The organism is Streptococcus salivarius (assembly GCF_000785515.1).
GTDB classification, from domain to species: Bacteria; Bacillota; Bacilli; order Lactobacillales; family Streptococcaceae; genus Streptococcus; species Streptococcus salivarius.
On record NZ_CP009913.1, the window covers coordinates 354,145 to 378,033 of the forward strand.

Consider the following 23,889-nt stretch of genomic DNA (forward strand, 5'->3'; position numbering starts at 1 on the left):
AAAATTATTTCTTCTCTGCTAATTTAGTTTCAGCTGACTTAATCAAGGTATCAACGTTTGCTGGGCTATCACTTGGTACCCCACGAACGTCAAATTTGACACCCAATGATTGCAACTCTTTGATAGCATCCACATCTGTTTGGTCAAATGAAAGAGCCTTAGTAACGTTGACTTTTCCTTCTTTATAAGCTGAAGAACCAAGGTTGATTTCTTTAACATCAACACCTGCTTTAACAGCAGCAAGAGCATCTTCAACAGATTCAAAGAGAAGCATAGCACGTGTATCACCAAAACGTGGGTCATTGTTTGCTTTAACCATGTTTTTAATTGGGATAACGTGAACTTGAACACCAGATGGAGCGGCTTGTTTAATCATGTTTGTACGAAGTTTATCATGACAAACAGTGTCTGAAACAACGATGATACGGTCTGGGTGAGTTGAGTGAGTCCAACCAGTCGCAACCTGACCGTGGAGGAGACGTGTGTCAACACGAGCCAAAACGTATTTGATTTTTCCATCACCAAGTACTGTTCCTTCAGGAATGGTACCCTTAGGAATAGAAGGTTTAGCGTCTGCTGGTTTAGTGTCTTCTTCAGGAATAAGGCCTTCTGGAAGGACTTTAACGCCTTCTTTTGTTTCCTTATAAATGTTAGCGACAATCTCTTCAACCCCAGCATCAGGAGCTACCATACGTTCCGTATATGCTTGGATAAGCATTGGTAAGTTGAGTCCTGTCACGATAACCATCTTGCGATCAGGATTTTCTTCCTTAATTCGGCTTGCCTGGTTAAATGGTGATCCAGACCAAAGGTCTGCAAGGACTAGAATTTCGTCGTCAGCGTCAAATTGAGCAATGGCATCTTTGAAGTGAGCGTACAAGTCGTCAGGACCTTCATTTGGCATGAAAGTAACCACTTGAACTTTCTCTTGTTCACCAAAAATCATAGAACCTGATTGGTGAATACCTTCAGCGAATTTACCATGGCTAGCAATAATAATACCGATACCCATTAGTGTTCTTCCTCCTTTTATATATTGTTTCTTAGGAATAGAAAAATGATTATTGGTATTAGCATTCATGACATGAAAATGACAACAATATTTTTTTTAGTCCCTCGAAAATTAGAACACTCTAATTATAGAACGTTACCATGAATTTGTCAATGGTTTTCGTAACAAAAGTGTCATATAATTGAAAAAAAACATCAAATTATTGCAAATATACTTTTTTTTCAGACAATAAGTGTTAAGTATAGTTTTAAGCTATATCTAACTAGGGGGAATAGGATTAAGAAAAAATGAGATAAAAGCTTGTAATAGCTGGTGTTGGCTGCTATAATTTCTTCAATTAACTATTTAAGGTTAAATCTATAAGAAAAGAGGGCCTCCTTATGTCAGATTTACTAAGTATTTATAATGAATTGCAATCTAAGAAATGGGTTGACTTGACCCACAAAATTAATGCGGAAAGTCCACATTTCCCAGCCCTTCCTGCTTTGAAACAAGAAGACCTTTTCACATTAAAAGATGGTTTCCATGTTCAAAAATTTACAGTAGTTGGTCAATACGGAACGCATATTGATGCACCGATTCACTTTGTAGAAGGTGGTCGTTGGTTGGATGAGATTGCTCTCAAAGATCTTCTTTTACCACTCTATGTTATCGACAAGTCTAAAGAAGTTGCTGCCAATCCAAACTTTATTTTGAGCAAACAAGATATCTTAGACTTTGAAGCAGAATATGGACAAATTACTGAAGGGGCCTTTGTCGCTTTTCGTAGTGATTGGTCGAAGCTTTGGCCAGATCAAGATGCTATGCGCAACCTTGATGAAAATGGGGTTCAACAGAGTCCAGGGTGGAGCCGTGAAGCTCTAGAATTCTTGATTTATGAACGTAAGGTTAAGGCTGTCGGTCACGAGACTTTTGATACAGATGCTGGCATTCCAGCAGCAGAACATGGCTTGGTAAACGAATACTACCTCTTGGAACAAAACATTTATCAGGTAGAAGTTTTGAATCAATTGGATCAAGTTCCAGCCGTTGGTGCTTTGATTTCGATTGCATTTCCTCACTGGGACAAGGCGACAGGCTCCCCAGTGCGTGCAGTGGCTATTTTACCTTAATCATAAGAAAAAACACCGAAGAAATTTTCGGTGTCTTTTGTTATTTATAAGAAGAGTTCCTGGAGTTTGCGAGCAACGCCATCCTCTTCATTAGTCCACTCAATTTGTTCGTTAGCGTGGGGGAGAAGAACAGAGCTAGCATTCTTCATGGCATAACCAGTTTTAGCAAGTTCCAACATCTCTGTGTCGTTGTGTTCGTCTCCAAAAGCAATCAGATCATCCGTTGATTTGCGCATGGCCTTAAGTAAGTAGTTTAGGGCGTAGGCCTTGTTTATGCCTTTAGGCGAAAATTCCAAGATATTAAGCGGGCCACCCCAAGAATCAACTTCAATTTCTTCCTTGAAGTCCTTCTTGATGTCATCGGCAAGTTGGTACTTATCCTCATGACGAGTTTGCATAAGGAGAGCGTTAGGGTTGCGCGTGATTTTAGTTGGTTCTAAACGCATAGCCTCAATAATTTTATCAACACCAAAGAGTTGTGGTTGAATACGCTCTGGGTGATTCATAGTGATATAGAAGTGTTTTCGATATTCACTAGCCAGAAAATCCATCTCTAACTCATCATGACGTTGTAAGAGGCTAATCAGATATTTCTTATCTAATTTAACCGAATGCTCATAAGCCCAGTCTTGGTCTGGAAGATTGGTCAAGGAGCCGTTAAAAGTGATGAGTGGTGTTTCTAACCCTAGCGTTTTGTAATGGTCAATAGCCATACGATAAGGACGACCTGTAGCAATAACGACTTGGTGTCCTTTGTTTTGTACGTCTTTAATCGTTTTTTGTGTAAATTCTGAAATAGTTCCATCTGGGCGCAAGAGCGTTCCATCAAGATCTAGTGCAATCAATTTTTTTGTCATGTTCCTATTATAGCAAAAATCTGTCCTTTGTTGGTGATTAAGAAAGAGCTTTCTAAGAACGTTCGGTTTTTCATAAGAAAAGTCTCAGGAAATAAACCTTGCACCGTCAAATAATTTCAGGTAGAATAGTAATGTTGCATTCTACGTGAGAATGTTCCGAAATTATTCGGATTTTGACAATATTTTTTATTAAGGAGTCTAAACTTTCATGGAAAAGTTTTTCAAATTGAAAGAACATGGTACTGACGTCCGTACAGAAGTGACTGCCGGATTGACAACTTTCTTTGCCATGTCTTACATCCTCTTTGTTAACCCAGCGATGTTGGCTCAGACAGGAATGCCTGCACAAGGTGTTTTCTTAGCAACAATTATTGGTGCGGTTGCAGGGACGTTGATGATGGCATTTTATGCTAACCTACCATACGCCCAAGCGCCTGGTATGGGGCTTAATGCCTTCTTCACCTACACAGTGGTTTTTTCTTTGGGTTACACTTGGCAAGAGGCCTTAGCAATGGTCTTTCTATGTGGTGTTATTTCATTGATCATCACAGTAACTAAAGTACGTAAGATGATTATTGAGTCTATTCCAACAGCCCTCAAATCTGCGATTTCAGCAGGTATCGGTGTTTTCCTTGCCTATGTTGGGATTAAAAATGCTGGTTTCTTGAAATTCTCAATTAATCCTCATACCTACACTGTAGCAGGTAAAGGTGCTGACATGGCCAAGGCGTCAATTACAGCTTCATCGTCAGCTACACCAGGTTTGGTTGCTTTCAATAATCCAACTGTAATTGTAGGTTTGATTGGTCTTGCGATTGCGATTTTCTTTATTGTTAAAGGTATTCGTGGTGGTGTTCTTCTTTCAATCCTCGTAACGACTATCATTGCTATTTTTGCTGGTGTCGTTGATCTTGGAAGCATTGACTGGCACGCAGCTAGCTTGACATCATCTATTAAAGATCTTGGTCAGGTCTTTGGTGCAGCGCTTGGATCTAAGGGATTGGGATCACTCTTTGCAGACGTTTCTCGTTTGCCTGGTGTCTTTATGGCTATTCTTGCCTTTTCATTGACTGATATCTTCGATACTATCGGTACCTTGATTGGTACTGGTGAGAAGGTTGGTATCATTGCTTCAACAGGTGATAACAACGAATCAAAAGCTCTTGACCGTGCTCTTTACTCTGACCTTGTTGGTACAAGTATTGGTGCCATTGCAGGGACTTCAAATGTTACAACTTACGTTGAATCTGCAGCAGGTATTGGTGCTGGTGGACGTACTGGTTTGACAGCTCTTGTGGTTGCTGTACTCTTTGCCATCTCTAGTTTCTTTAGTCCAGTGGTATCAATCGTTCCTAATGCTGCCACAGCGCCTATCCTTATTATTGTAGGTGTTATGATGCTCTCTAACCTTAAGAGTGTCGATTGGGAAGACTTGTCTGAAGCTATTCCTGCCTTCTTCACTTCTATTTTCATGGGATTCTCATATAGTATTACCTATGGTATCGCAGCTGGTTTCCTTACTTATACTTTGGTCAAAATCGTCAAAGGTCAAGCTAAGGATGTCCACTTTATTATGTGGATTTTGGATATCTTGTTTATCCTTAACTTCATCAGTATGGCTGTGTTCTAAAGCTTGAAAGTTAAAAGTCTGTATATTTGTCAGGCTTTTTCTTTTGCGATTTTATCTGGGGAATGTGAGAGAGTTTTTTTGATTAACTTTCAAATCTATAGTAAGTTTTACAAAACGATTTCTAATCTATGAGTGATTGATGTGGTTAAAATAAATTGAAGATTAAAATACATATCTTAACTTCTTACTTAAATGATTCAATATTTATAAGTTTCTACTGTATTTTTACAGTGGATTCTAGTCCATATTTTTATTTTTTGATATAATGAAAACATGATTTACAGTCAAAATGAAGAAGAATTGATTAGTATCGGCCAAAAGCTAGGTCGACTGCTCGATTCTGGAGATATAATTGTTCTCTCAGGGGATCTGGGAGCTGGCAAAACGACCTTGACTAAGGGAATTGCCAAAGGTTTGGATATTTCACAGATGATAAAGAGTCCAACCTATACTATTGTAAGGGAGTATGAGGGGCGACTGCCACTCTATCATTTAGATGTCTACCGCATTGGTGATGATCCAGATTCTATTGATTTAGATGATTTTCTGTATGGTGAAGGTGTGACAATCATCGAGTGGGGTGAGCTCCTAGATGAGAGTCTGTTAGGGGATTATCTCCTAATTTCGATATCTCATCATGGAGATGGACGTCAGTTGCTTTTTGAATCTTTCGGTCCTAGAAGTAAGGAGATTCAGGAGGAAATGATAAATGGCTGAGCAAGAATTAGTCATTGAGGAAGCTCAAAGAGAGGATGCTGCCTCTCTAGCTCGTTTACTAGAGACTGTAGCCTTGGAATCGGATTTTCTAGCACAAGATGATAGAAGTTCTATACTGAGTGCTGAACAGTTAGCCACTTATATTGAAAGTCATCAGCATAGGCTTAATGAGATTTGTTTGGTGGCGAAATTGGGTCATGAGGTCATTGGTGTTTGTAATGTTACCTCTGATCAAGATACTAAGACCAGTCATATTGGCGACGTATTTATTGCGGTTTCTAAACCCTACTGGGGGAATGGTGTTGGCCAGTTTCTTATGGAAACAATGATTGACTGGGCAGATCATACACCAACTATCCGCCGCTTAGAGTTGACGGTTCAAGCACGTAATAAACGGGCGGTTCATCTCTATCAAAAATTCGGATTTGACATTGAAGGCACTAAGAAACGTGGTGCAAGAACTAAAAATGGAGAATTTCTAGATGTTTACCTTATGGCTAAACTCATAGATTAGGAAAAAACATGAAACTTGGACGAAAAATTTTATTGATGTTGTTGGCGATTTTTGCAACGACAGTAGTAGCTGCTGGTATTTACCTAACGACAACTTATAATTACGCCACAGGCGAATTGTCAAAAACGTTTAGGGCTTCTAAAGCAACTTCAGGGAATAGTAAGGCTATTCAACAGACTAAGCCTATAACTATTCTCTTGATGGGGGTAGATACAGGATCCAAAGAACGTAAGGAAACCTGGGAAGGAAACTCTGATACCATGATTTTGGTAACAGTGAACCCTAAGACTAAGAAAACAACCATGACCAGTTTGGAACGTGACCTTTTGACAGATATTGAGGGGTCGGGTGAAGCAAAACTAAATTCAGCATATGCTGAGGGTGGTGCTGACTTGGCCATTTCAACCATTCAAAAGGTTTTAGATATTGATATTGACTATTATGCACTGATTAATATGCAGGGTATGATTGATTTGGTAGATGCTGTTGGTGGTATTGAGGTAACGAATCATTTTGATTTTCCAATTTCGATTGCAGAAAATGAACCTGAATTTCAGGCAAAAGTTGAGCCCGGAACCCATAAAATCAATGGTGAGCAAGCTTTAGTCTATTCACGTATGCGTTACGATGATCCTGATGGTGACTATGGTCGACAAAAACGTCAACGTGAGGTTATTCAAAAAGTTGTAGCTAAGCTCTTGAAGATGGACTCTATTGGTTCTTACAAGAAAATTTTGTCGGCTGTAAGTTCAAATGTTCAAACTAGCATTGACCTTGGTGATACCAATACTCTGCGTAGCTTGATGGGTTATAGTGATGCACTTAAAAATATTAAGTCATACCAATTGGCTGGTTCGGATGCCATGATCAATGGAGGAAGCTATCAAGTAGCCTCCACTGAGGATATTCTTAAGGTGCAAAATCGCATTAAGCAGGAAGTTGGTAAGAAGAAAGTTTCTGAATCTAATCTTAAGACTAGTTTGGTTCTCTATGGTTCTGGTAGCTCTAACTATGGCTCAGATGATTTCGTTAATTCTAAAGGAAGTGCGGCTTCGAGTGAGGCATCTTCAAATTATGAGGGCGGGACATCTGAGGCAGCTGGTGGTGGGTCAGTAAGTACCTACAATGGAGGTACTACCTATAGCAATAACTATAGTGAAAACACAGGTAATTATGTTCAGGAACAAGGTACGACAACCCCTACATACAATAATAATGGATCGGGTGTGACTACTTATAGCACTGTTCCAGCGACGCAATAAATAAGGTTGGGTGATTCCCAACCTTTTTGTTATGAAATGATAGCAATATGGTTATTCCTTGCAATGGCTTTTGAGCTATGCTATAATATAGGAAAATAACGAAAGAGAGGCGGAGTAGAAACTTCGTCTCTTGTGTGTGTAAGGAGGTCATAATGTCGCAAAAAATTATTGATCTCGTGACGGCAGTCGTAGCTCCAGCTATTCCTGAGCCATACGAACTGGTCGATATCGAGTACGAAAAGCTTGGCGGTGACTATGTCTTGTCAGTTTTGATTGATAAGCCAGGAGGTATTACTGTAGAAGATACTGCAGACTTGACTGAAATTATCAGTCCCCTCTTGGATACTATTCAGCCTGATCCTTTCCCGGATCAATACATGCTGGAAGTTTCTAGTCCAGGGTTAGAGCGTCCCTTAAAAACCAAAGAAGCTTTGACAAATGCTGTTGGTCAGTATATCAATGTTAGTCTTTACAAGGCTATTGATAAGATCAAGATTTTCCAAGGTGACTTGGTGGCCTTTGATGGGGAAACCCTAACAATTGATTACCTTGATAAGACTCGCCATAAAACTGTTGAGATTCCCTATCAAACAGTTGCTAAAGCTCGTTTGGCAGTCAAACTCTAAAACTCTTAGTGTAAATAAAGAAAGGATGCCAGTTTTAGCCTTTAGAGGCTAAAACAACAAAGAATATGAGCAAAGAAATGCTAGAAGCCTTCCGTGTCTTGGAAGAAGAAAAACACATTAACAAGGAAGATATCATCGATGCTGTGGTTGAATCGCTTAAGTCAGCCTACAAGCGTCGTTATGGTCAGTCAGAATCAGCTGTAGTTGAATTCAATGAAAAAACAGGTGATTTTCAAGTTTATACCGTTCGTGAAGTTGTAGACGAAGTCTTTGATAGTCGTTTGGAAATTAGCTTGAAAGATGCCCTTGCTATCAGCTCTGCTTACGAGCTTGGTGACAAGATTCGTTTTGAAGAGTCAGTCGATGAATTTGGCCGTGTTGCAGCGCAATCTGCCAAACAAACCATTATGGAAAAGATGCGCAAGCAGATGCGTGAAATCACTTATAATGACTATAAGCAACATGAAGGTGAAATCATGCAAGGAACAGTTGAACGCTTTGACCAACGTTTCATTTATGTCAATCTTGGAACGCTCGAAGCTCAATTGTCACGCCAAGACCAAATTCCTGGCGAAAGCTTTAAGTCACACGACGTCATCGATGTTTATGTTTATAAAGTTGAAAACAACCCTAAGGGTGTTAACGTCTTTGTAAGTCGTAGCCATCCAGAATTCATCAAACGTATCATGGAACAAGAAATTCCTGAAGTCTTTGATGGAACTGTAGAAATCATGAGCGTATCTCGTGAAGCTGGTGATCGTACCAAAGTTGCTGTTCGCAGTCATAACCCTAACGTTGATGCTATCGGTACAATCGTTGGTCGTGGTGGAAGCAACATCAAGAAAGTTGTCAGCCGTTTCCACCCAACACGTTTGGATGCTAAGACAGGTATTGAAGTTCCTGTTGAGGAAAATATTGATGTTATTCAATGGGTTGAAGATCCAGCTGAATTCATCTACAATGCTATTGCACCGGCTGAAGTGGACTATGTTCTCTTCGACGAAGATGATAGCAAACGTGCGACAGTAGTTGTACCAGATAACAAATTATCTCTTGCAATTGGTCGTCGTGGACAAAACGTTCGTTTGGCAGCTCATTTGACTGGTTACCGTATTGACATCAAGTCAGCGTCTGAATATGAAGCACTCGAAGCTGAAAAAGCTGAGGCTGCTACTGAGGAAGTTGTTGACGAGATTGTTGCAGAAGATGCTACACCTGTTGAAGTCACAACAGAAGAAGTAATTGAAACAACAGAAGCAGAATAAGAAGAACATAGAGGTGTTTGATGGCTAAAACACGAAAAATACCTTTACGCAAATCAGTTGTCTCAGGAGAAATCATTGATAAACGTGATTTGCTCCGCATCGTAAAAACTAAAGATGGTGAGATTTTCATTGATCCAACAGGAAAGAAAAATGGCAGAGGTGCTTACATTAAACTAGATAATGAAGAAGCTCTCCAAGCTAAAAAGAAACGTGCTTTTAACCATAGTTTCTCAATGGATGTTCCTGAAAGTTTTTATGATGAACTCATTGCTTATGTGGATCACAAGGTCAAAAGAAGAGAGTTAGGTCTTGAATAACACAGAAAAATTGTCAAATATGTTAGGACTGGCACAAAGAGCTGGAAAACTTATTTCTGGCGAAGAACTTGTCATCAAGGCAGTTCAATCAGGGCAGGCGAGACTAGTTTTTCTTGCCAATGATGCTGGTAGTAACGTGACTAAAAAGACGACTGATAAATGTAACTACTATAATATAGAAGTCTCCACAGTGTTTAACGCACTGGAATTAAGCATGGCTATTGGTAAACCAAGAAAAACGGTTGCTGTAGTTGATGCTGGATTTTCAAAGAAAATGAGGACTCTTATGGAATAAAGAATAGGAGGACATCACGTGTCAAAGAAACGATTATATGAAATCGCAAAAGAGGTTGGTGTAGAAAGCAAGGTTGTTGTTGCAAAAGCTCAAGAACTTGGTCTTTCTGTGAAGAGCCATTCCTCATCAGTTGAAGAAGCTGATGCTAATCGTATCACTTCAAGTTTAAAAGGGGGAACAGCTAAGGCTGAAAGCAAGCCAGCTCCTAAAGCGACACCAACTCCTAAAGAGGAAAAGGTAGCGCCTAAGGTTTATAAGGTACCTGTTGCCAAATCAGCTCCAGCTAAAGAAACATCAAAGGCTGAAGTCAAAGAAGCCCCTGCGACTCCGAAAAAACCACAAAGCCGTAATTTTAAGGCAGAACGTGAAGCACGTGCCAAGGCAGAAGCAGAGCGTCGTCAAAACGGCGGAGGCCGTGACAACCGTAATCGTAACCGAAATCAACAAGGGAACGATCAAGGTAAACGTCAGAATAATGATCGTCGCAACCAAAATGGAAATGGTCAAGGCAACCGTAATAATGGGAACCGCGGTAACAATAGTAATCGTGACCGTAATTTCCAAGGTAAACAGCGCAATGATCAAGGTCGAAATAAACGTAACGATGCTGCCCGCAACAATCAGGCAGGTCCACGTATTGACTTTAAAGCGCGTGCAGCAGCCTTGAAAGCAGAGCAAAATGCAGAATATTCACGTCAAAGTGAAACACGCTTCCGTGAAGAAAAAGCTGCAGAGCAACGCCGTGCGAAAGAGCAAGAAAAGGCAAGAAAAGAAAAACAACAGGCTGAAGTCGCTGCTCAAAAAGCAGTTGCTGAAGCTAAGCCAGCTCCCAAACCAGCACCGGCTGCTCAACCAGCTCCAGCTGCGCAAGCACAAGATACACGTCGTAAAAAGGCACGTCCAGATAAATCACGTGATAATCGTCGCGAGAATGAAGATGGACCTAAGCAAACAAGAAATAATAAGTGGAATAATCAAAACCAAGTGAGAAATCAACGAAATAGTAACTGGAATAAAAACAAAAATAAAAAAGGTAAAAATAACCGTGGTAATTCAGCTCCAAAACCAGTAACAGAGCGTAAATTCCATGAATTACCAAAAGAATTTGAATACACTGAAGGCATGACGGTTGCAGAAATCGCAAAACGTATTAAACGTGAGCCAGCTGAAATCGTTAAGAAACTCTTCATGATGGGTGTTATGGCAACTCAAAACCAATCTCTTGATGGGGATACTATTGAGTTGTTGATGGTTGACTACGGTATTGAAGCAACCAAGAAAGAAGAAGTCGATAATGCTGATATCGAACGTTTCTTTGTTGACGAAGACTACCTCAATAAAGATGCTATGGTAGAACGTGCACCAGTTGTTACTATCATGGGACACGTTGACCATGGTAAAACAACCCTTCTTGATACCCTTCGTAACTCACGTGTTGCGACTGGAGAAGCTGGTGGTATCACACAGCATATTGGTGCCTATCAAATTGAAGAGGGTGGTAAGAAAATCACCTTCCTTGATACTCCAGGACACGCGGCCTTTACATCTATGCGTGCCCGTGGTGCTTCTGTTACAGATATTACTATCTTGATTGTCGCTGCGGATGACGGTGTTATGCCACAAACTATTGAAGCCATCAACCACTCTAAGGCTGCTGGTGTTCCAATCATTGTTGCGATTAACAAGATTGATAAACCAGGTGCTAACCCAGAGCGTGTAATCGGTGAATTGGCAGAGCATGGCGTTATCTCAACTGCATGGGGTGGGGATAGCGAATTCGTTGAAATTTCAGCGAAGTTTGGTCAAAATATTGAAGAATTGCTTGAAACAGTTCTTCTTGTGGCTGAAGTGGAAGAACTTAAAGCTGACCCAACAGTTCGTGCCATCGGTACCGTTATTGAAGCGCGTTTGGATAAAGGTAAAGGTGCGGTTGCAACCCTCCTTGTTCAACAAGGTACTTTGCATGTTCAAGACCCAATCGTTGTTGGTAATACCTTCGGACGTGTCCGTGCTATGACCAATGACCTTGGTCGTCGTATTAAGACTGCAGCACCATCAACACCAGTTTCAATTACTGGTTTGAACGAAGCGCCTATGGCGGGTGACCATTTTGCCGTTTATGAAGATGAAAAAGCAGCTCGTGCAGCCGGTGAAGAACGTGCCAAACGTGCCCTTATGAAACAACGTCAACAAACACATCGTGTTAGTCTTGATAACCTCTTTGATACCCTTAAAGCTGGTGAATTGAAGACTGTTAATGTTATCATCAAGGCCGACGTACAAGGTTCTGTTGAAGCCTTGGCAGCATCACTTCTTAAGATTGATGTTGAGGGTGTTCGTGTTAATGTTGTTCACTCAGCAGTAGGTGCTATCAACGAATCTGATATTACTCTTGCGGAAGCTTCAGATGCTGTTGTTATCGGATTTAACGTTCGTCCTACACCACAAGCACGTCAACAAGCGGAAACTGATGAAGTTGAAATTCGTCTTCACAGCATCATCTACAAGGTTATCGAAGAAATCGAAGATGCCATGAAAGGGATGCTTGATCCTGAATTTGAAGAAAAAGTCATTGGTGAAGCTATTATCCGTGAAACCTTCAAAGTTTCTAAAGTCGGAACAATCGGTGGCTTCATGGTTACTAGTGGTAAAATCACTCGTGATTCAAGTGCCCGTGTGATTCGTGATGGTGTCGTTATTTTTGATGGTAAATTGGCAAGCTTGAAACACTTTAAAGATGACGTTAAAGAAGTCGGAAACGCTCAAGAGGGTGGTTTGATGATTGAAAACTATAACGATATTAAAGTTGATGACGTTATCGAAGCTTACATTATGGAAGAAATTAAACGTTAATTTTGTTAGCTTTAAAAAAAGCTTACTTAGGAGACAAAGCTAGGTCATCTGGCCTGGCTTTTGTTCCATCATAATAAGAGAGAAAGGATAAGACTATGGGAAATTCATTTCGTGTAGACCGTGTTGGTATGGAAATCAAACGTGAGGTCAATGAAATTCTTCAAAAGAAAGTTCGTGACCCACGTGTGCAAGATGTCACTATCACAGATGTACAGATGCTTGGTGATTTGTCAGCTGCTAAGATTTTTTACACCATTCATTCAACCTTGGCCTCAGATAACCAAAAAGCACAAACTGGTCTTGAAAAGGCTACTGGGACAATCAAGCGTGAACTTGGTAAAAAATTGACCATGTATAAGATTCCAGATTTGACCTTCATTAAGGATGAGTCTATCGAATACGGTAAAAAAATTGATGAAATGCTTCGTAATTTGGAGCGTAAAGACTAAGAAAAAATTCCTGTCAGTTATGGCAGGAATTTTGCGTTATAATAGAATAAAAAGGAGGACTTCAATGAAAGTAACGGTCTATTTGGGTGCTAATATGGGTGATAGTCCTAGCTTTAAGAAAGCAACAATTGCCTTGGGTCAGTGGATTGCTAAAAATGGGCATACCCTAGTCTATGGTGGCAGTAAGATGGGACTTATGGGAGTTCTTGGTGATACGGTTTTGGAAAATGGTGGACAGGCTCATGGCATTATGCCACAATTCCTCAAAGATAGGGAGATAGCTTATGAGGGGTTAACCTCAATGACGATAGTAGAAACTATGGCAGAACGAAAGACTGCTATGCTAGAGCAAGGAGATCTCTTTATCGCCCTTCCAGGAGGTCTAGGGACACTGGAAGAAATCTCTGAAGCTATTGCGGCTGCTCGAGTCGGTAAGTTGGACAAACCCTGTGTTTTCTTCAATCTCAATGGCTATTATGATGCTATGAAAACGATGTTAGATACCATGGTTGCTCATGATTTTTTGGAGGCTGAAACAGCAGCAAAATTCCTCTTTACAGATGATTTTTCAGAAATTGAAGCTTTCGTCCAGTCTTATGAACCACCTCAATTGAGACGTTATCGGTAGTATTGCTTTAATTTGTAAAAATGAGATGAATTAAAAAGATTCAATGACACATCATTGAATCTTTTTAATTAAATCTTTACAAATATTTCTTAGCGACTTCAATATCGCCAGCATAGTTATCACGTTTACCATTTACGATCTGGAAGGCATCAGCACCTTTACCAGCGATAACCACAGCGTCTTTGGAGTCTATAGTCTCAGACATTGCTGTTTTAATAGCTTTCTCTCGATCAACAATGATACGTACCTCACGGTTGATGTGACTGGCAATTTCTTGACAGATAGCAAGAGGATCCTCCTTGTTAGGATCGTCGGCTGTTAGGAAGACATCAACATCAGGGTAGGTATTGAGGACATGTCCGAAGTCTTTACGACGACTTTCACCTTTATTTCCAGGAGCCCCTAGAATTAGGCTAATATGGCCATCTTGATGGCTGGTTACGACTTGTAAGAGCTTATCTAGGCTATCTCCATTGTGAGCATAGTCCACAAAAACCTTGGCTCCTTTAGTTTGTGTAAGAACTTCCATACGCCCTGGAACAGAGGTCTGAGCAATCCCTTCTTTGATGTCTTGAAGGCTAGCTCCAAGACGTAGGCAGGCTAGACCTGCAGCCATAGCATTGTCCTGGTTAAAGTCACCGATAAGTTGGATATCATAGTCGCCGGCTAGTTTCCCACTTGCCTTAAAGCTAAAGCCTGAGCCATGTTTAACAGCATTGTCGGAGTTTTTACCATAGAAGTCATGCTCTTTATCTGCAACTTCCTCAGCGACAAAAGCAAAGTGATTCATACCGCTATTGACGATAACAACTCGACTGTTTTCCAAGAGAAGACGCTTATGGTAGAAGTAGTCTTCAAAGGTTGGATGTTCAATAGGTCCAATATGGTCTGGGCTGATGTTAAGAAAGACACCTACATCAAAAGTCAGTCCATAGACACGCTTAGTCAGATAGGCCTGACTTGAGACTTCCATAATCAGATGGGTCATGCCATTATCAACAGCTTCAGCCATCATACGGAAAAGGTCCAAACTCTCAGGTGTTGTTAAGGTAGACTTGAAGAAGTTTTTTCCGTCTAGTGTCGTGTTCATGGTTGAAAGCATAGCAGGTTTATGATTTTGCTTGAGAATATTGAAGGCAAAGTAGGCTGCTGTTGTTTTCCCTTTTGTCCCAGTAAAAGCCAGCAATTTTAGTTTGTCTTGGGGGTATTGGTAGAAGACCTGAGCAACGAGGCTCATAGCCTGCTTGATATCTGTTACGATAATGACAGGAATTCCCACTTGATAATCTTTTTCAGCCACGTAGAAACTCAAGCCAGCTTTGACAGCATTCTCTAAAAATTCAGGCTTAAAGGCAGCCCCTTTGGCAAAAAAGAGGGAAGATGGTGTGACATCACGACTGTCGTAAGAAAGATGATCAAAAGTCACTCCAGTCCATGAATAGTAGTAGTTGTCTTGGTCAATAATATCTCGAAAATTACGGTCCTTTTTGAGAACCTCTAGAACTTGTTCAATAGTAATCATAGTTCCTATTTTAGCCTTAATGTTCTTGTTTTACAAGTCACAGCCAAAAGTTTATAATAAACTAGATTATATTTTATTCTTTAGAAAGAAAATTATGACTGAAACTAAAACTGACACACAGCAGCAGCAGATGCTAAGAGGGACGGCGTGGATGACAGCATCCAATATTATCAGTCGTCTATTAGGGGCACTTTACATTATTCCTTGGTATGCTTGGATGGGTAAACAGGGCGACCAAGCCAATGCCCTCTTTGGTCAAGGGTATAACATTTATGCCCTTTTCCTTTTGATTTCTACAGCAGGGATTCCAGTCGCAATTGCCAAACAGGTGTCTAAATACAACACTCTTGGAAAGATGGAGACGAGTTTCTTCTTACTCAAGCGTATCTTGTATTACATGATTGGTCTCGGACTGATCTTTGGCGTTTTCATGTACTTTGCTTCGCCGTGGATGTCTTACCTTTCTGGGGGAGACGAGGATCTGGTTCGCGTAATGCGTAGTCTTTCTTGGGCAGTTGTTATTTTCCCATCTATGTCTGTTTTACGAGGCTTTTTCCAAGGCTTTAACAACATGAAGCCTTATGCCTTAAGTCAGATTGCGGAGCAGATTATCCGTGTTATTTGGATGCTGTTGACGACCTTCTTCATCATGAAAATTGGGACAGGCGATTATGTGACAGCAGTTGTCCAATCGACTTTTGCCGCTTTCATTGGTATGTTGGCTAGTTATGGGGTGCTTTTCTTCTACCTTTGGAAGGAGGGCAAGCTCAAGAGTCTTTTTGGCAAGCAGGCTGTTCATCCAGATATCAATCCGACTGCAATTGTTATTGAAACCTTTAAGGAAGCCATTCCTTTCATTATCACTGGGTCAGCGGTTCAACTGTTTCAGTTGATTGATCAATGGACCTTTATCCGTACTATGGAGAAGTTTACAAGCAATAGTAACAGTCAGCTTCAGGTTCTCTATGCTTACTTGTCTTCAAACCCAAGTAAGATTACTATGATTTTGATTGCTGTAGCTATCTCCATTGCTGGGGTTGGGATTCCACTCTTAACGGAAAATATGGTTAAAAAGGACCTTCGAGGAGCGGCTAAACTGATTATCAATAACCTACAGTTGCTTTTGCTCTTTATTGTACCTGCCATTGCAGGATCAGTGATTCTGGCTAAACCACTCTACACAGTTTTTTACGGGGCACCAGATAGCCAGGCCCACTTGCTCTTTGTAGCCAGTCTGATTCAAGTTATTTTCTTGGCCTTGTATAGCGTTTTAGCACCTATGCTTCAGGCAATCTTTGAAACCCGTAAAGCTATCAACTATTTTGTGATTGGGGTTTTAGTTAAGGGAATCTTACAGTTACCATTGATTATTTTCCTAGGAGCTCTTGGACCAGTTATTTCAACAGCCATCGGCTTAGGTGTTCCAATTGCTCTGATGTATAATCGCCTCCACACTGTTACGCACTTTAGTCGTAAGACAGTGTTTAGAAAAGCCTTACTCATCTGTATCCTTACAGTGCTCATGGCTATTCCAGTTGCAGTCTTCTATGGGGTGTTCCAGTTTGTACTTTCACCAACAAGCCGTGTGGGCAGTGTGATTTACTTGATTATTGGAGGAGGCCTTGGAATTGGTGTTTATGGCGTTCTTGCTCTTGTAACTCGTATGGCTGACCAATTGCTTGGCACCCGAGCAGCTAGCCTACGTGCTAAATTACATATTAAATAAGATTTAAACCAAGCCGTGTGGCTTGGTTTTTTCTTTTCAACATTTTCTGAAAAAGGAGTATAATAGGGGTGAAAAAATGAAATCGTTTTAATGATTTAGAATCGAGGAAAGGACTATGACTGATTCTAGACAAGAAAAGATAAAATTAGGGACCTATTCTCCTGAACAAGTTTACCAAGTCTTGCAGACAAGCTGTCAAGGTTTGAGCTCACAAGAGGTTAAGGAGAGGCAGGCGACTTATGGACCTAACCAATTGAAGGAAAGTAAGACGGAGCCTATTTGGCTGACCTTTTTCAGACATTTTACTAGTCTCATGGCTCTCTTATTGTGGGCTGGTGGCTTTATCGCTATGCTCTCTCATAGCTTGGAGTTGGGGATTGCAATTTGGTTGGTCAACATTATTAATGGTCTCTTTAGCTTTATTCAAGAATATAGAGCAAGTCAGGCTACGGCAGCTCTTAACAAGCTTCTTCCATCCTATGCGCGAGTTCTTCGTGATGGTAAGGAGGACAAGATTCTAGCTCAAGACTTGGTGCCAGGTGACTTGGTTTTCATTGAAGAAGGAGACCGTATTTCTGCTGATGGACGTTTGGTCACTGTGACAGATTTGCAGGTTAATCAATCGGCCCTCACTGGTGAGTCTAATCCTATTTATAAGTCAGATCAAGCAGATTTGACTCCCGACAAGACTGAGTTAGAATATGACAATATGGTATTTGCAGGGACGACAGTCTCTTCTGGTTCTGGACATTTTATAGTATCTGCTATCGGTATGAAAACTGAGTTTGGACAGATTGCGGATTTGACACAGAATCTTTCTGAGGAAAAGAGTCCCCTTCAGAAAGAATTAGATCATTTGACCAAACAGATTTCGGTCATCGCAGTATCTGTAGGTCTCTTCTTTATGGTGGCAGCGACCCTATTTGTCCATCAGCCTTTGTCTCAAGCCTTTATTTTTGCATTGGGGATGATTGTGGCCTTTATTCCAGAGGGCCTTCTTCCCACAGTTACTCTCTCTCTAGCCATGGCAGTTCAGCGTATGGCTAAGGATCATGCTTTGGTTAAGAAGTTGTCTTCGGTAGAGACGCTAGGAGCAACTTCTGTTATTTGTTCGGATAAAACAGGGACTTTGACGCAAAATGCTATGACGGTTAACCACCTGTGGACCTTGTCAGACAGTTATGGGGTAACTGGGCTAGGTTACGCACCGGAAGGGCAGATTGAGCAGGAAGGACAACCTGTTTCTCTTGAAGAAAATGAGCTCCTTAATCGTTTGGTCAGATTCTCACATTTGGCTAGCAATGCTCAAGTTGTAGCTCCTAGTGCTGATAATCCCAATTATACGATTTTAGGTGATCCAACTGAGGCTTGTCTTAATGTTCTCGCCGAAAAAGCAAGAATAAATTTAAATGACAATCATACTTGGGCCCCTCGAATCAAGGAAATTCCCTTCGATTCTGATCGTAAACGGATGACAACAGTGCATAAGCTTGAGTCAGGATTGGATGGTAGTTATCATATATCTATCACCAAAGGTGCTCCAAAAGAAGTGATGGAGCTTTGCTCAGATTACTATGATAATCAAGGGATGATTAAATCATTGACAGCTACTGAGCGTCAGGCTATCCTTGCGGCTAACGATAAGTTTGCCCGTGATGGTCTACGTGTTTTAGCTGTGGCCTATAGACCTTTAGATAGCGAGCATATTGGAGAAGACCGGTGGAACATGCAGACCCTGGAGGAAAATATGGTCTTTCTAGGTTTAGTTGCCATGAGTGATCCGCCACGTCAGGGGGTGCGAGAGGCTATTGAAAAATGCCATCGAGCCAGTATTCGTATTATCATGGTGACAGGTGACTATGGTTTGACAGCTCTCAGTATTGCTAAGAAAATCGGAATTGTACAAGGGGATGACGCGCGTGTTGTTTCGGGACTTGAACTAGCTGCCATGGATGACGACCAGCTCAAAGAAGCGCTTAAAGGGGAAATTGTTTTTGCTCGTGTAGCGCCTGAACAGAAATACCGTGTGGTCAATGCACTTCAGGAGCTTGGTGAGGTTGTCGCTGTTACTGGTGATGGTGTTAATGATGCCCCTGCCCTTAAAAAAGCTGATATCGGTGTAGCTATGGGGGTATCGGGAACCGATGTTGCCAAGGAATCTGCGGATATGATCTTAACAGATGATCATTTTGTTTCGATTGTACATGCTGTTGAAGAAGGTCGTGCGGTTTATAGAAATATTCAAAAATTCCTGACTTATATTTTTAATTCCAATACACCTGAAGCTGTACCCTCTGCTTTCTTCTTGTTCTCTTTGGGACGCATACCTCTTCCCTTAACGGTTATGCAAATCCTAGCTATTGACTTGGGGACAGATATGGTACCTGCTTTGGGATTGGGGGTTGAACCACCTGAAGAAGGAGTGATGGATAAGCCACCAAGACGTTTATCAGACCGCTTACTCAATCGCCAACTATTGATTAAAGCTTTTGTCTGGTACGGACTGATTGAAGCAGCCTTAGCTATGGGGGCTTTCTTCCTTAATTATTGGGTTAATCAAGGTAACTTAAACCATTTGGCTAGCTCAGGTCCTCTCTACCGAGAGGCAACCACAATGACCTTAGGTGCTATTATCTTTACCCAAATTGGTATGGCTATGAATAGCCGTAAGGGTAGGGGATCTATTTTCCAACTTAAACCATTTGCTAATCGGATTATTAGCTTAGGGATTGTTTTAGAAATTGTTCTCTTTATCATCCTGTCTTACGTGCCTCTCTTCCACACGCTATTTAACACTGCGCCTATTGGACTTGATGATTGGCTCTATTTACTCGCTTGTCCGTTTGTTATTATGGCTTTGGAAGAAATTAGATATCGCTTATTTGATAAAAAGTAAGTCAGTGGCTAACCTCAGATTGAAGCAAGACTTTTAAATCATTTCTTAGTGCTTGAAACTATAATGTTTTAGGCACTTTTTGACGTTTGAAAACTTATTTTCGACATTCTCAAAAATTGGGCTTATTTTAAATTATAGACAGCATCTATCTGTATTTTTAGGTTATAGAAATAAACTATAGCTAACTATCAAGAATCCGTATGATGAACTTACCATTATTTTCAGAAAATAGTGATAAAATAGAGGTCATAGATATGGATTATATCCACTTTACCATGTAGAAAGGGCACATTATGACACAAGAATATCAATTAGAAACCATTTTGGCACACGCAGGAATCAATTCGGATGAAGCAACAGGAGCCTTGGCTTCACCGATTCATTTTTCAACAACCTACCAACATCCAGAATTTGGCCATTCTACTGGTTTTGACTATACACGAACTAAAAATCCAACACGCGCAACAGTGGAAAAAACACTTGCAGCTATTGAAAAAGCAGATTATGCTATTGCGACAAGTTCAGGGATGAGCGCCATTGTTTTGGCCTTTGAAATTTTCCCAGTAGGTAGCAAGGTTGTAGCTGCGCGTGACCTTTACGGAGGCTCTTTCCGTTGGTTTAATGACAAGGAAAAAGAAGGTCGCTTCTTTTTTGAATACACTAATACCGAAGACGAGATGATTGCGGCCATCACTGATGATACTGATATTGTCTACATCGAAACACCAACAAATCCACTTATGATTGAGTTTGATATTGAAAAAGTGGCAAAAATTGCTCATGATAAGGGTGCAGTGGTTATTGTTGATAATACTTTCTATAGCCCAATCTATCAAACACCGATTACTCAAGGTGCTGATATCGTTGTACATTCAGCTACTAAATACCTATCAGGTCATAATGATGTTTTGGCTGGTGTTGTTGTGACTAGCAACCAAGAATTTTACGATAAACTTTATTATAACCTCAATACTACGGGTCCTACCTTATCACCATTTGATAGCTATATGCTCATGCGTGGTCTTAAGACCTTAAAACTTCGTATGGAGGCATCGACAGCTAATGCTCAAGAAGTTGTAGCTTTCTTAGAAAAGTCACCGGCTGTTAAGGAAGTTCTCTATCCAGGCAAGGGTGGGATGATTTCCTTCAAAGTGGCTGATCAAGACAAGATTCCAACCATTATCAATTCTCTAAAGGTCTTTACCTTTGCGGAGAGCCTAGGTGGTGTCGAAAGCTTGATTACCTACCCAACGACACAAACCCACGCAGATATTCCAAGTGATGTACGTGCTTCCTATGGTTTGACAGACGACTTGCTTCGTCTTTCAATTGGTATTGAAGCAGCACAAGATTTGATTGCTGACTTGGAAAATGCCCTTAGTCTTTAAGGAGTTATCTATGACACGTTATGATTTTACAACACAACCAAATCGCTTGAATCAAAACACCATGAAATGGCACGAAGCTGAAAGTAATCCAGAACTCCTTGAGCTTTGGGTTGCTGATATGGACTTCCTACCTGTTCCTGAGATTAGGGATGCAGTCATCAACTATGCTGAGACACATATTTTTGGTTATCCTTATCCAAGTGATGAGCTTTATCAGTCCATTATTAATTGGGAAAAAAATCAACATGGTTATGTCGTTGATAAAGAGAGTATTGTGCTTATTGAAGGTGTTGTCCCAGCCATTTCAACAGCTATTCAAGCCTTTACGAAAGAAGGCGATGCTGTTCTCATCAATACACCAGTTTATCCGCCTTTTGCTCGTTCTGTCCGTTTGAATAATCGTCAGTTGATTGAGAATAGTCTTGTTAAGGTTAATGGGCATTTTGAAATTGATTTTGAACAATTGGAACGTGATATCGTCGATAATGAGGTTAAACTTTATGTTTTCTGTAGCCCACATAACCCAGGTGGGCGTGTCTGGACTAAGGAAGAATTGACCAAGGTGGCAGACCTCTGCCAAAAACATGGTGTCCTTTTAGTATCTGATGAAATCCACCAAGATTTAGCCTTATATGGGAATAAGCATATCTCTATGAATACCATTTCAGATGCTTACAAGGACTTTACCTTGGTGCTTAGTTCGGCCACTAAAACCTTTAATATTGCTGGTACTAAAAATAGTTTTACTATCATTGAAAATGAAGCCTTACGTAAAGCCTTTAAACAAAAGCAATTGGCAAATAATCAACATGAAATTCCAACCATTGGTTTGATTACAACGCAAGCAGCTTTGACCTATGGGCAACCTTGGTTAGAGGAATTGAAGACTGTCTTTGAAACTAATATTGACCTTTTAACCAAGGAACTTAGTGAAAAGACTAATATCAAAGTCATGAAACCTGAGGGAACCTACTTGGTATGGCTTGATTTTTCAGCCTATGATCAAGATCATAATGAACTTGGACGCTTGCTTAAAGAAGAAGCCAAGGTAGTGCTAAATGACGGTATTACCTTTGGTTCCGAAGGAGAAAAACATTTCCGTTTTAACGTAGCTACACCGACTACTGTTGTTGCAGAAGGGGTGAAACGTCTCGTTTCTGTCTTTGGAAAATAAGAAAAGTGATGCAAATAGCATCACTTTTCTTATTCTTATGAGTGCACATCGTAGATTTTCAAGTTTAGTAGAAGGTCTTTCTGAGTGGAGAAGACCTTGACATCCTGTTTGCCAGAAGTATTAAACCTAGCTAGAGTGTAGGTTTGGCCATTTGGAAAGAAGATTTCCAAGCTACGATTGTCTGTAATAAGCGTTATAGTAATATTATCAGTTTCCTTATAGCGACTGTCAGCTTGATAACCTTGACCATTTCCCAAGAGTCCATCGTAATAGTAAGAAGAGGCAGTTTGGCTACCATCCATGCTGTTGTTCAGTTCAGCAGCATAAGCAGAGACCTGATAGGTACTACCTGTTATTTGGTAGCCGATTTTAACGTAATCAGAGCCTTGCCAGATATCAATGTAGATATAGCCTCCATCTTTCTTAATATTTGAAAAATGCAGTTGGTAATATCCTGCACTATTTTTTCCAGCAAGATCAAGAAGGCCATTAGCATTCTGATTGTGACTTTTATCAATCCAAGGTTTTCTATTGTCACTGGTGAGTGGCCTTTGACTCGAAATGTTGCCGTTTTGATTTTTGAGGGTTAATTGTTCATTTTTATAGAGGGGGGCGGACTGAATAATACCGTCTTTATCCAGTTGTAGCTTTCTGGGTGTAGCGTAAAATCCGATAGTTTTTAGAAAATCACTCTTGGCCTCTTGGTCACTGTGAATGCCTGACGTGAAGTAGTTCCAATTACCAACCCAGCCAAGACTGATAAGGTTATGGTTGCTTTCTTCAATTCGATCGCTTCCAGTGAAGTTAGCGCCATAATAGTCTGAGCCTTGATCTAAGCGTTTTGTTTCTGTATCTACAATAAATAAGCCGTTACCATCTAAATGCCCTACAGTATAGTAGGTTCCAGTTGTTTCGCCTGAAGCTGTATCCTTAGCTCCAAAAAAGAGAACTTGCTTTTCCTGACCGTCAGTTGTTGTCATTGTTTTGAGAATGGGACACTCGATAGGAGCGTTGTCCTGCCAGTTACGCCCCTTAAAAAATGTTTCGGGTAGGATTTTGGAGTCTCCCTTGCTATCTGCTTTGGTCCAGTTGATACCATCTTGAGATTGATAAACACCTAAGGCGTCACCTTCAGCGACATACATGAGTAATTTGTCTTTGAAGTGGAAGACATAAGGATCGCGGAAATCTTTACCGTTATAGGAGTGTTCCTTTGTCAATAAAGGTTTACCATCTTTTAAAGCTTTAGTAAAGCTAGCTCCCTTGTCGTTTGACTCACTAGCATAGATTGCCTGGCTTCCATCATCCATGAGTCCAGTAAAATAGGCGACAGGTTCTTCGTTTTGGATACCAGAAATCCCCTGACTATCTGTGACTACACTCCCTGTCCAAGCAGAATGCCATCCTTCTTTAGAGTCACCACCCTTTGCTGGTATAGCAGTCTCTTGTTTACTATAGGTGATAAAATCTTTAGTCGTTGTATGTGTCCAATCTTGACCGTTGGGTCCAAAAGGATCAGTAGCCCCATCCACAGAGTGTAGAAAATAGATATCATAGTAATTTTTTTCTTGATTCCACACGATAGTCTGTAGGTCGTTAGACCATCCTTTATGAGATGCTAGATGAAAGGTTTGACTCATAGAAAC

At 40.6% G+C, this 23,889-nt stretch carries 20 protein-coding genes; 16 read left to right on the forward strand and 4 right to left on the reverse strand.

Annotation, left to right across the window (positions count from 1 at the left end; translation table 11 throughout):
- Positions 1-4 precede the first annotated feature (4 nt).
- Positions 5-1,012: a PTS sugar transporter subunit IIB gene (locus SSAL8618_RS01835; RefSeq protein WP_038675308.1), complete on the reverse strand. Its 1,008-nt coding sequence runs from the start codon at positions 1,010-1,012 to the stop codon at positions 5-7.
- Positions 1,013-1,392: 380 nt separating this feature from the next.
- On the opposite strand from SSAL8618_RS01835, the gene SSAL8618_RS01840 reads away from it, so the two are divergent.
- Complete coding sequence (locus tag SSAL8618_RS01840; RefSeq protein WP_038675309.1) at positions 1,393-2,124, forward strand: cyclase family protein; 732 nt, start codon at positions 1,393-1,395, stop codon at positions 2,122-2,124.
- 44 nt (positions 2,125-2,168) lie between these two features.
- Here the strand turns inward: SSAL8618_RS01840 and SSAL8618_RS01845 are convergent, their stop codons facing one another.
- Positions 2,169-2,981, reverse strand: coding sequence for a Cof-type HAD-IIB family hydrolase (locus tag SSAL8618_RS01845; RefSeq protein WP_014633589.1), 813 nt, complete (start codon positions 2,979-2,981; stop codon positions 2,169-2,171).
- Between the two features lie 208 nt (positions 2,982-3,189).
- Between SSAL8618_RS01845 and SSAL8618_RS01850 the strand changes: the two genes are divergently transcribed.
- The 11 genes from SSAL8618_RS01850 (at position 3,190) to SSAL8618_RS01900 (ending at position 13,537) form a co-directional block, all read left to right on the forward strand.
- Positions 3,190-4,611, forward strand: a complete 1,422-nt coding sequence (locus SSAL8618_RS01850; RefSeq protein ID WP_002883789.1) for an NCS2 family permease — start codon at positions 3,190-3,192, stop codon at positions 4,609-4,611.
- Between the two features lie 273 nt (positions 4,612-4,884).
- Complete coding sequence (tsaE, locus tag SSAL8618_RS01855) at positions 4,885-5,328, forward strand: tRNA (adenosine(37)-N6)-threonylcarbamoyltransferase complex ATPase subunit type 1 TsaE (RefSeq protein WP_002889989.1); 444 nt, start codon at positions 4,885-4,887, stop codon at positions 5,326-5,328.
- Positions 5,321-5,842: a GNAT family N-acetyltransferase gene (locus SSAL8618_RS01860; RefSeq protein WP_021143570.1), complete on the forward strand. Its 522-nt coding sequence runs from the start codon at positions 5,321-5,323 to the stop codon at positions 5,840-5,842. Before tsaE ends, SSAL8618_RS01860 begins: the two co-directional genes overlap by 8 nt.
- Positions 5,843-5,850: 8 nt before the next feature.
- Positions 5,851-7,104, forward strand: coding sequence for a glycopolymer--peptidoglycan transferase LytR (gene lytR, locus SSAL8618_RS01865; RefSeq protein WP_002889991.1), 1,254 nt, complete (start codon positions 5,851-5,853; stop codon positions 7,102-7,104).
- A gap of 152 nt (positions 7,105-7,256) precedes the next feature.
- Positions 7,257-7,730 (forward strand): ribosome maturation factor RimP, encoded by a 474-nt coding sequence (gene rimP, locus SSAL8618_RS01870; RefSeq protein WP_002883745.1) that lies wholly within the window; start codon positions 7,257-7,259, stop codon positions 7,728-7,730.
- 65 nt (positions 7,731-7,795) lie between these two features.
- Positions 7,796-8,995: a transcription termination factor NusA gene (gene nusA / locus SSAL8618_RS01875; RefSeq protein WP_002883755.1), complete on the forward strand. Its 1,200-nt coding sequence runs from the start codon at positions 7,796-7,798 to the stop codon at positions 8,993-8,995.
- A 20-nt stretch (positions 8,996-9,015) separates the two neighbouring features.
- Positions 9,016-9,312 carry an RNase P modulator RnpM gene (rnpM, locus tag SSAL8618_RS01880; RefSeq protein WP_002883779.1) on the forward strand — a complete coding sequence of 99 codons (297 nt, stop codon included), beginning with the start codon at positions 9,016-9,018 and terminating at the stop codon, positions 9,310-9,312.
- Complete coding sequence (locus tag SSAL8618_RS01885; protein ID WP_002947460.1) at positions 9,305-9,607, forward strand: YlxQ-related RNA-binding protein; 303 nt, start codon at positions 9,305-9,307, stop codon at positions 9,605-9,607. Before rnpM ends, SSAL8618_RS01885 begins: the two co-directional genes overlap by 8 nt.
- Before the next feature lie 18 nt (positions 9,608-9,625).
- Complete coding sequence (gene infB, locus SSAL8618_RS01890) at positions 9,626-12,460, forward strand: translation initiation factor IF-2 (RefSeq protein WP_038675312.1); 2,835 nt, start codon at positions 9,626-9,628, stop codon at positions 12,458-12,460.
- Positions 12,461-12,555: 95 nt separating this feature from the next.
- On the forward strand, positions 12,556-12,909 hold the full coding sequence (rbfA, locus tag SSAL8618_RS01895; RefSeq protein WP_038675314.1) for a 30S ribosome-binding factor RbfA: 354 nt from the start codon (positions 12,556-12,558) through the stop codon (positions 12,907-12,909).
- A gap of 64 nt (positions 12,910-12,973) precedes the next feature.
- Entirely contained in the window at positions 12,974-13,537 is a 564-nt protein-coding gene (locus SSAL8618_RS01900) for an LOG family protein (RefSeq protein ID WP_038675316.1), read from the forward strand.
- A gap of 76 nt (positions 13,538-13,613) precedes the next feature.
- Here the strand turns inward: SSAL8618_RS01900 and SSAL8618_RS01905 are convergent, their stop codons facing one another.
- Positions 13,614-15,059, reverse strand: a complete 1,446-nt coding sequence (locus tag SSAL8618_RS01905; protein WP_038675318.1) for a UDP-N-acetylmuramoyl-L-alanyl-D-glutamate--L-lysine ligase — start codon at positions 15,057-15,059, stop codon at positions 13,614-13,616.
- A gap of 94 nt (positions 15,060-15,153) precedes the next feature.
- On the opposite strand from SSAL8618_RS01905, the gene SSAL8618_RS01910 reads away from it, so the two are divergent.
- From SSAL8618_RS01910 to SSAL8618_RS01925, 4 genes are all read left to right on the forward strand, one after another.
- Positions 15,154-16,785 (forward strand): putative polysaccharide biosynthesis protein, encoded by a 1,632-nt coding sequence (locus SSAL8618_RS01910; protein ID WP_038675320.1) that lies wholly within the window; start codon positions 15,154-15,156, stop codon positions 16,783-16,785.
- A 115-nt stretch (positions 16,786-16,900) separates the two neighbouring features.
- Positions 16,901-19,681 (forward strand): cation-translocating P-type ATPase, encoded by a 2,781-nt coding sequence (locus SSAL8618_RS01915; RefSeq protein ID WP_038675322.1) that lies wholly within the window; start codon positions 16,901-16,903, stop codon positions 19,679-19,681.
- A gap of 293 nt (positions 19,682-19,974) precedes the next feature.
- Positions 19,975-21,069 (forward strand): cystathionine gamma-synthase, encoded by a 1,095-nt coding sequence (locus SSAL8618_RS01920; protein WP_038675324.1) that lies wholly within the window; start codon positions 19,975-19,977, stop codon positions 21,067-21,069.
- Between the two features lie 10 nt (positions 21,070-21,079).
- Complete coding sequence (locus tag SSAL8618_RS01925) at positions 21,080-22,243, forward strand: MalY/PatB family protein (RefSeq protein WP_038675327.1); 1,164 nt, start codon at positions 21,080-21,082, stop codon at positions 22,241-22,243.
- A gap of 35 nt (positions 22,244-22,278) precedes the next feature.
- Here the strand turns inward: SSAL8618_RS01925 and SSAL8618_RS01930 are convergent, their stop codons facing one another.
- Positions 22,279-23,883, reverse strand: coding sequence for a GH32 C-terminal domain-containing protein (locus SSAL8618_RS01930; protein WP_223896481.1), 1,605 nt, complete (start codon positions 23,881-23,883; stop codon positions 22,279-22,281).
- Between the last annotated feature and the right edge of the window lie 6 nt (positions 23,884-23,889).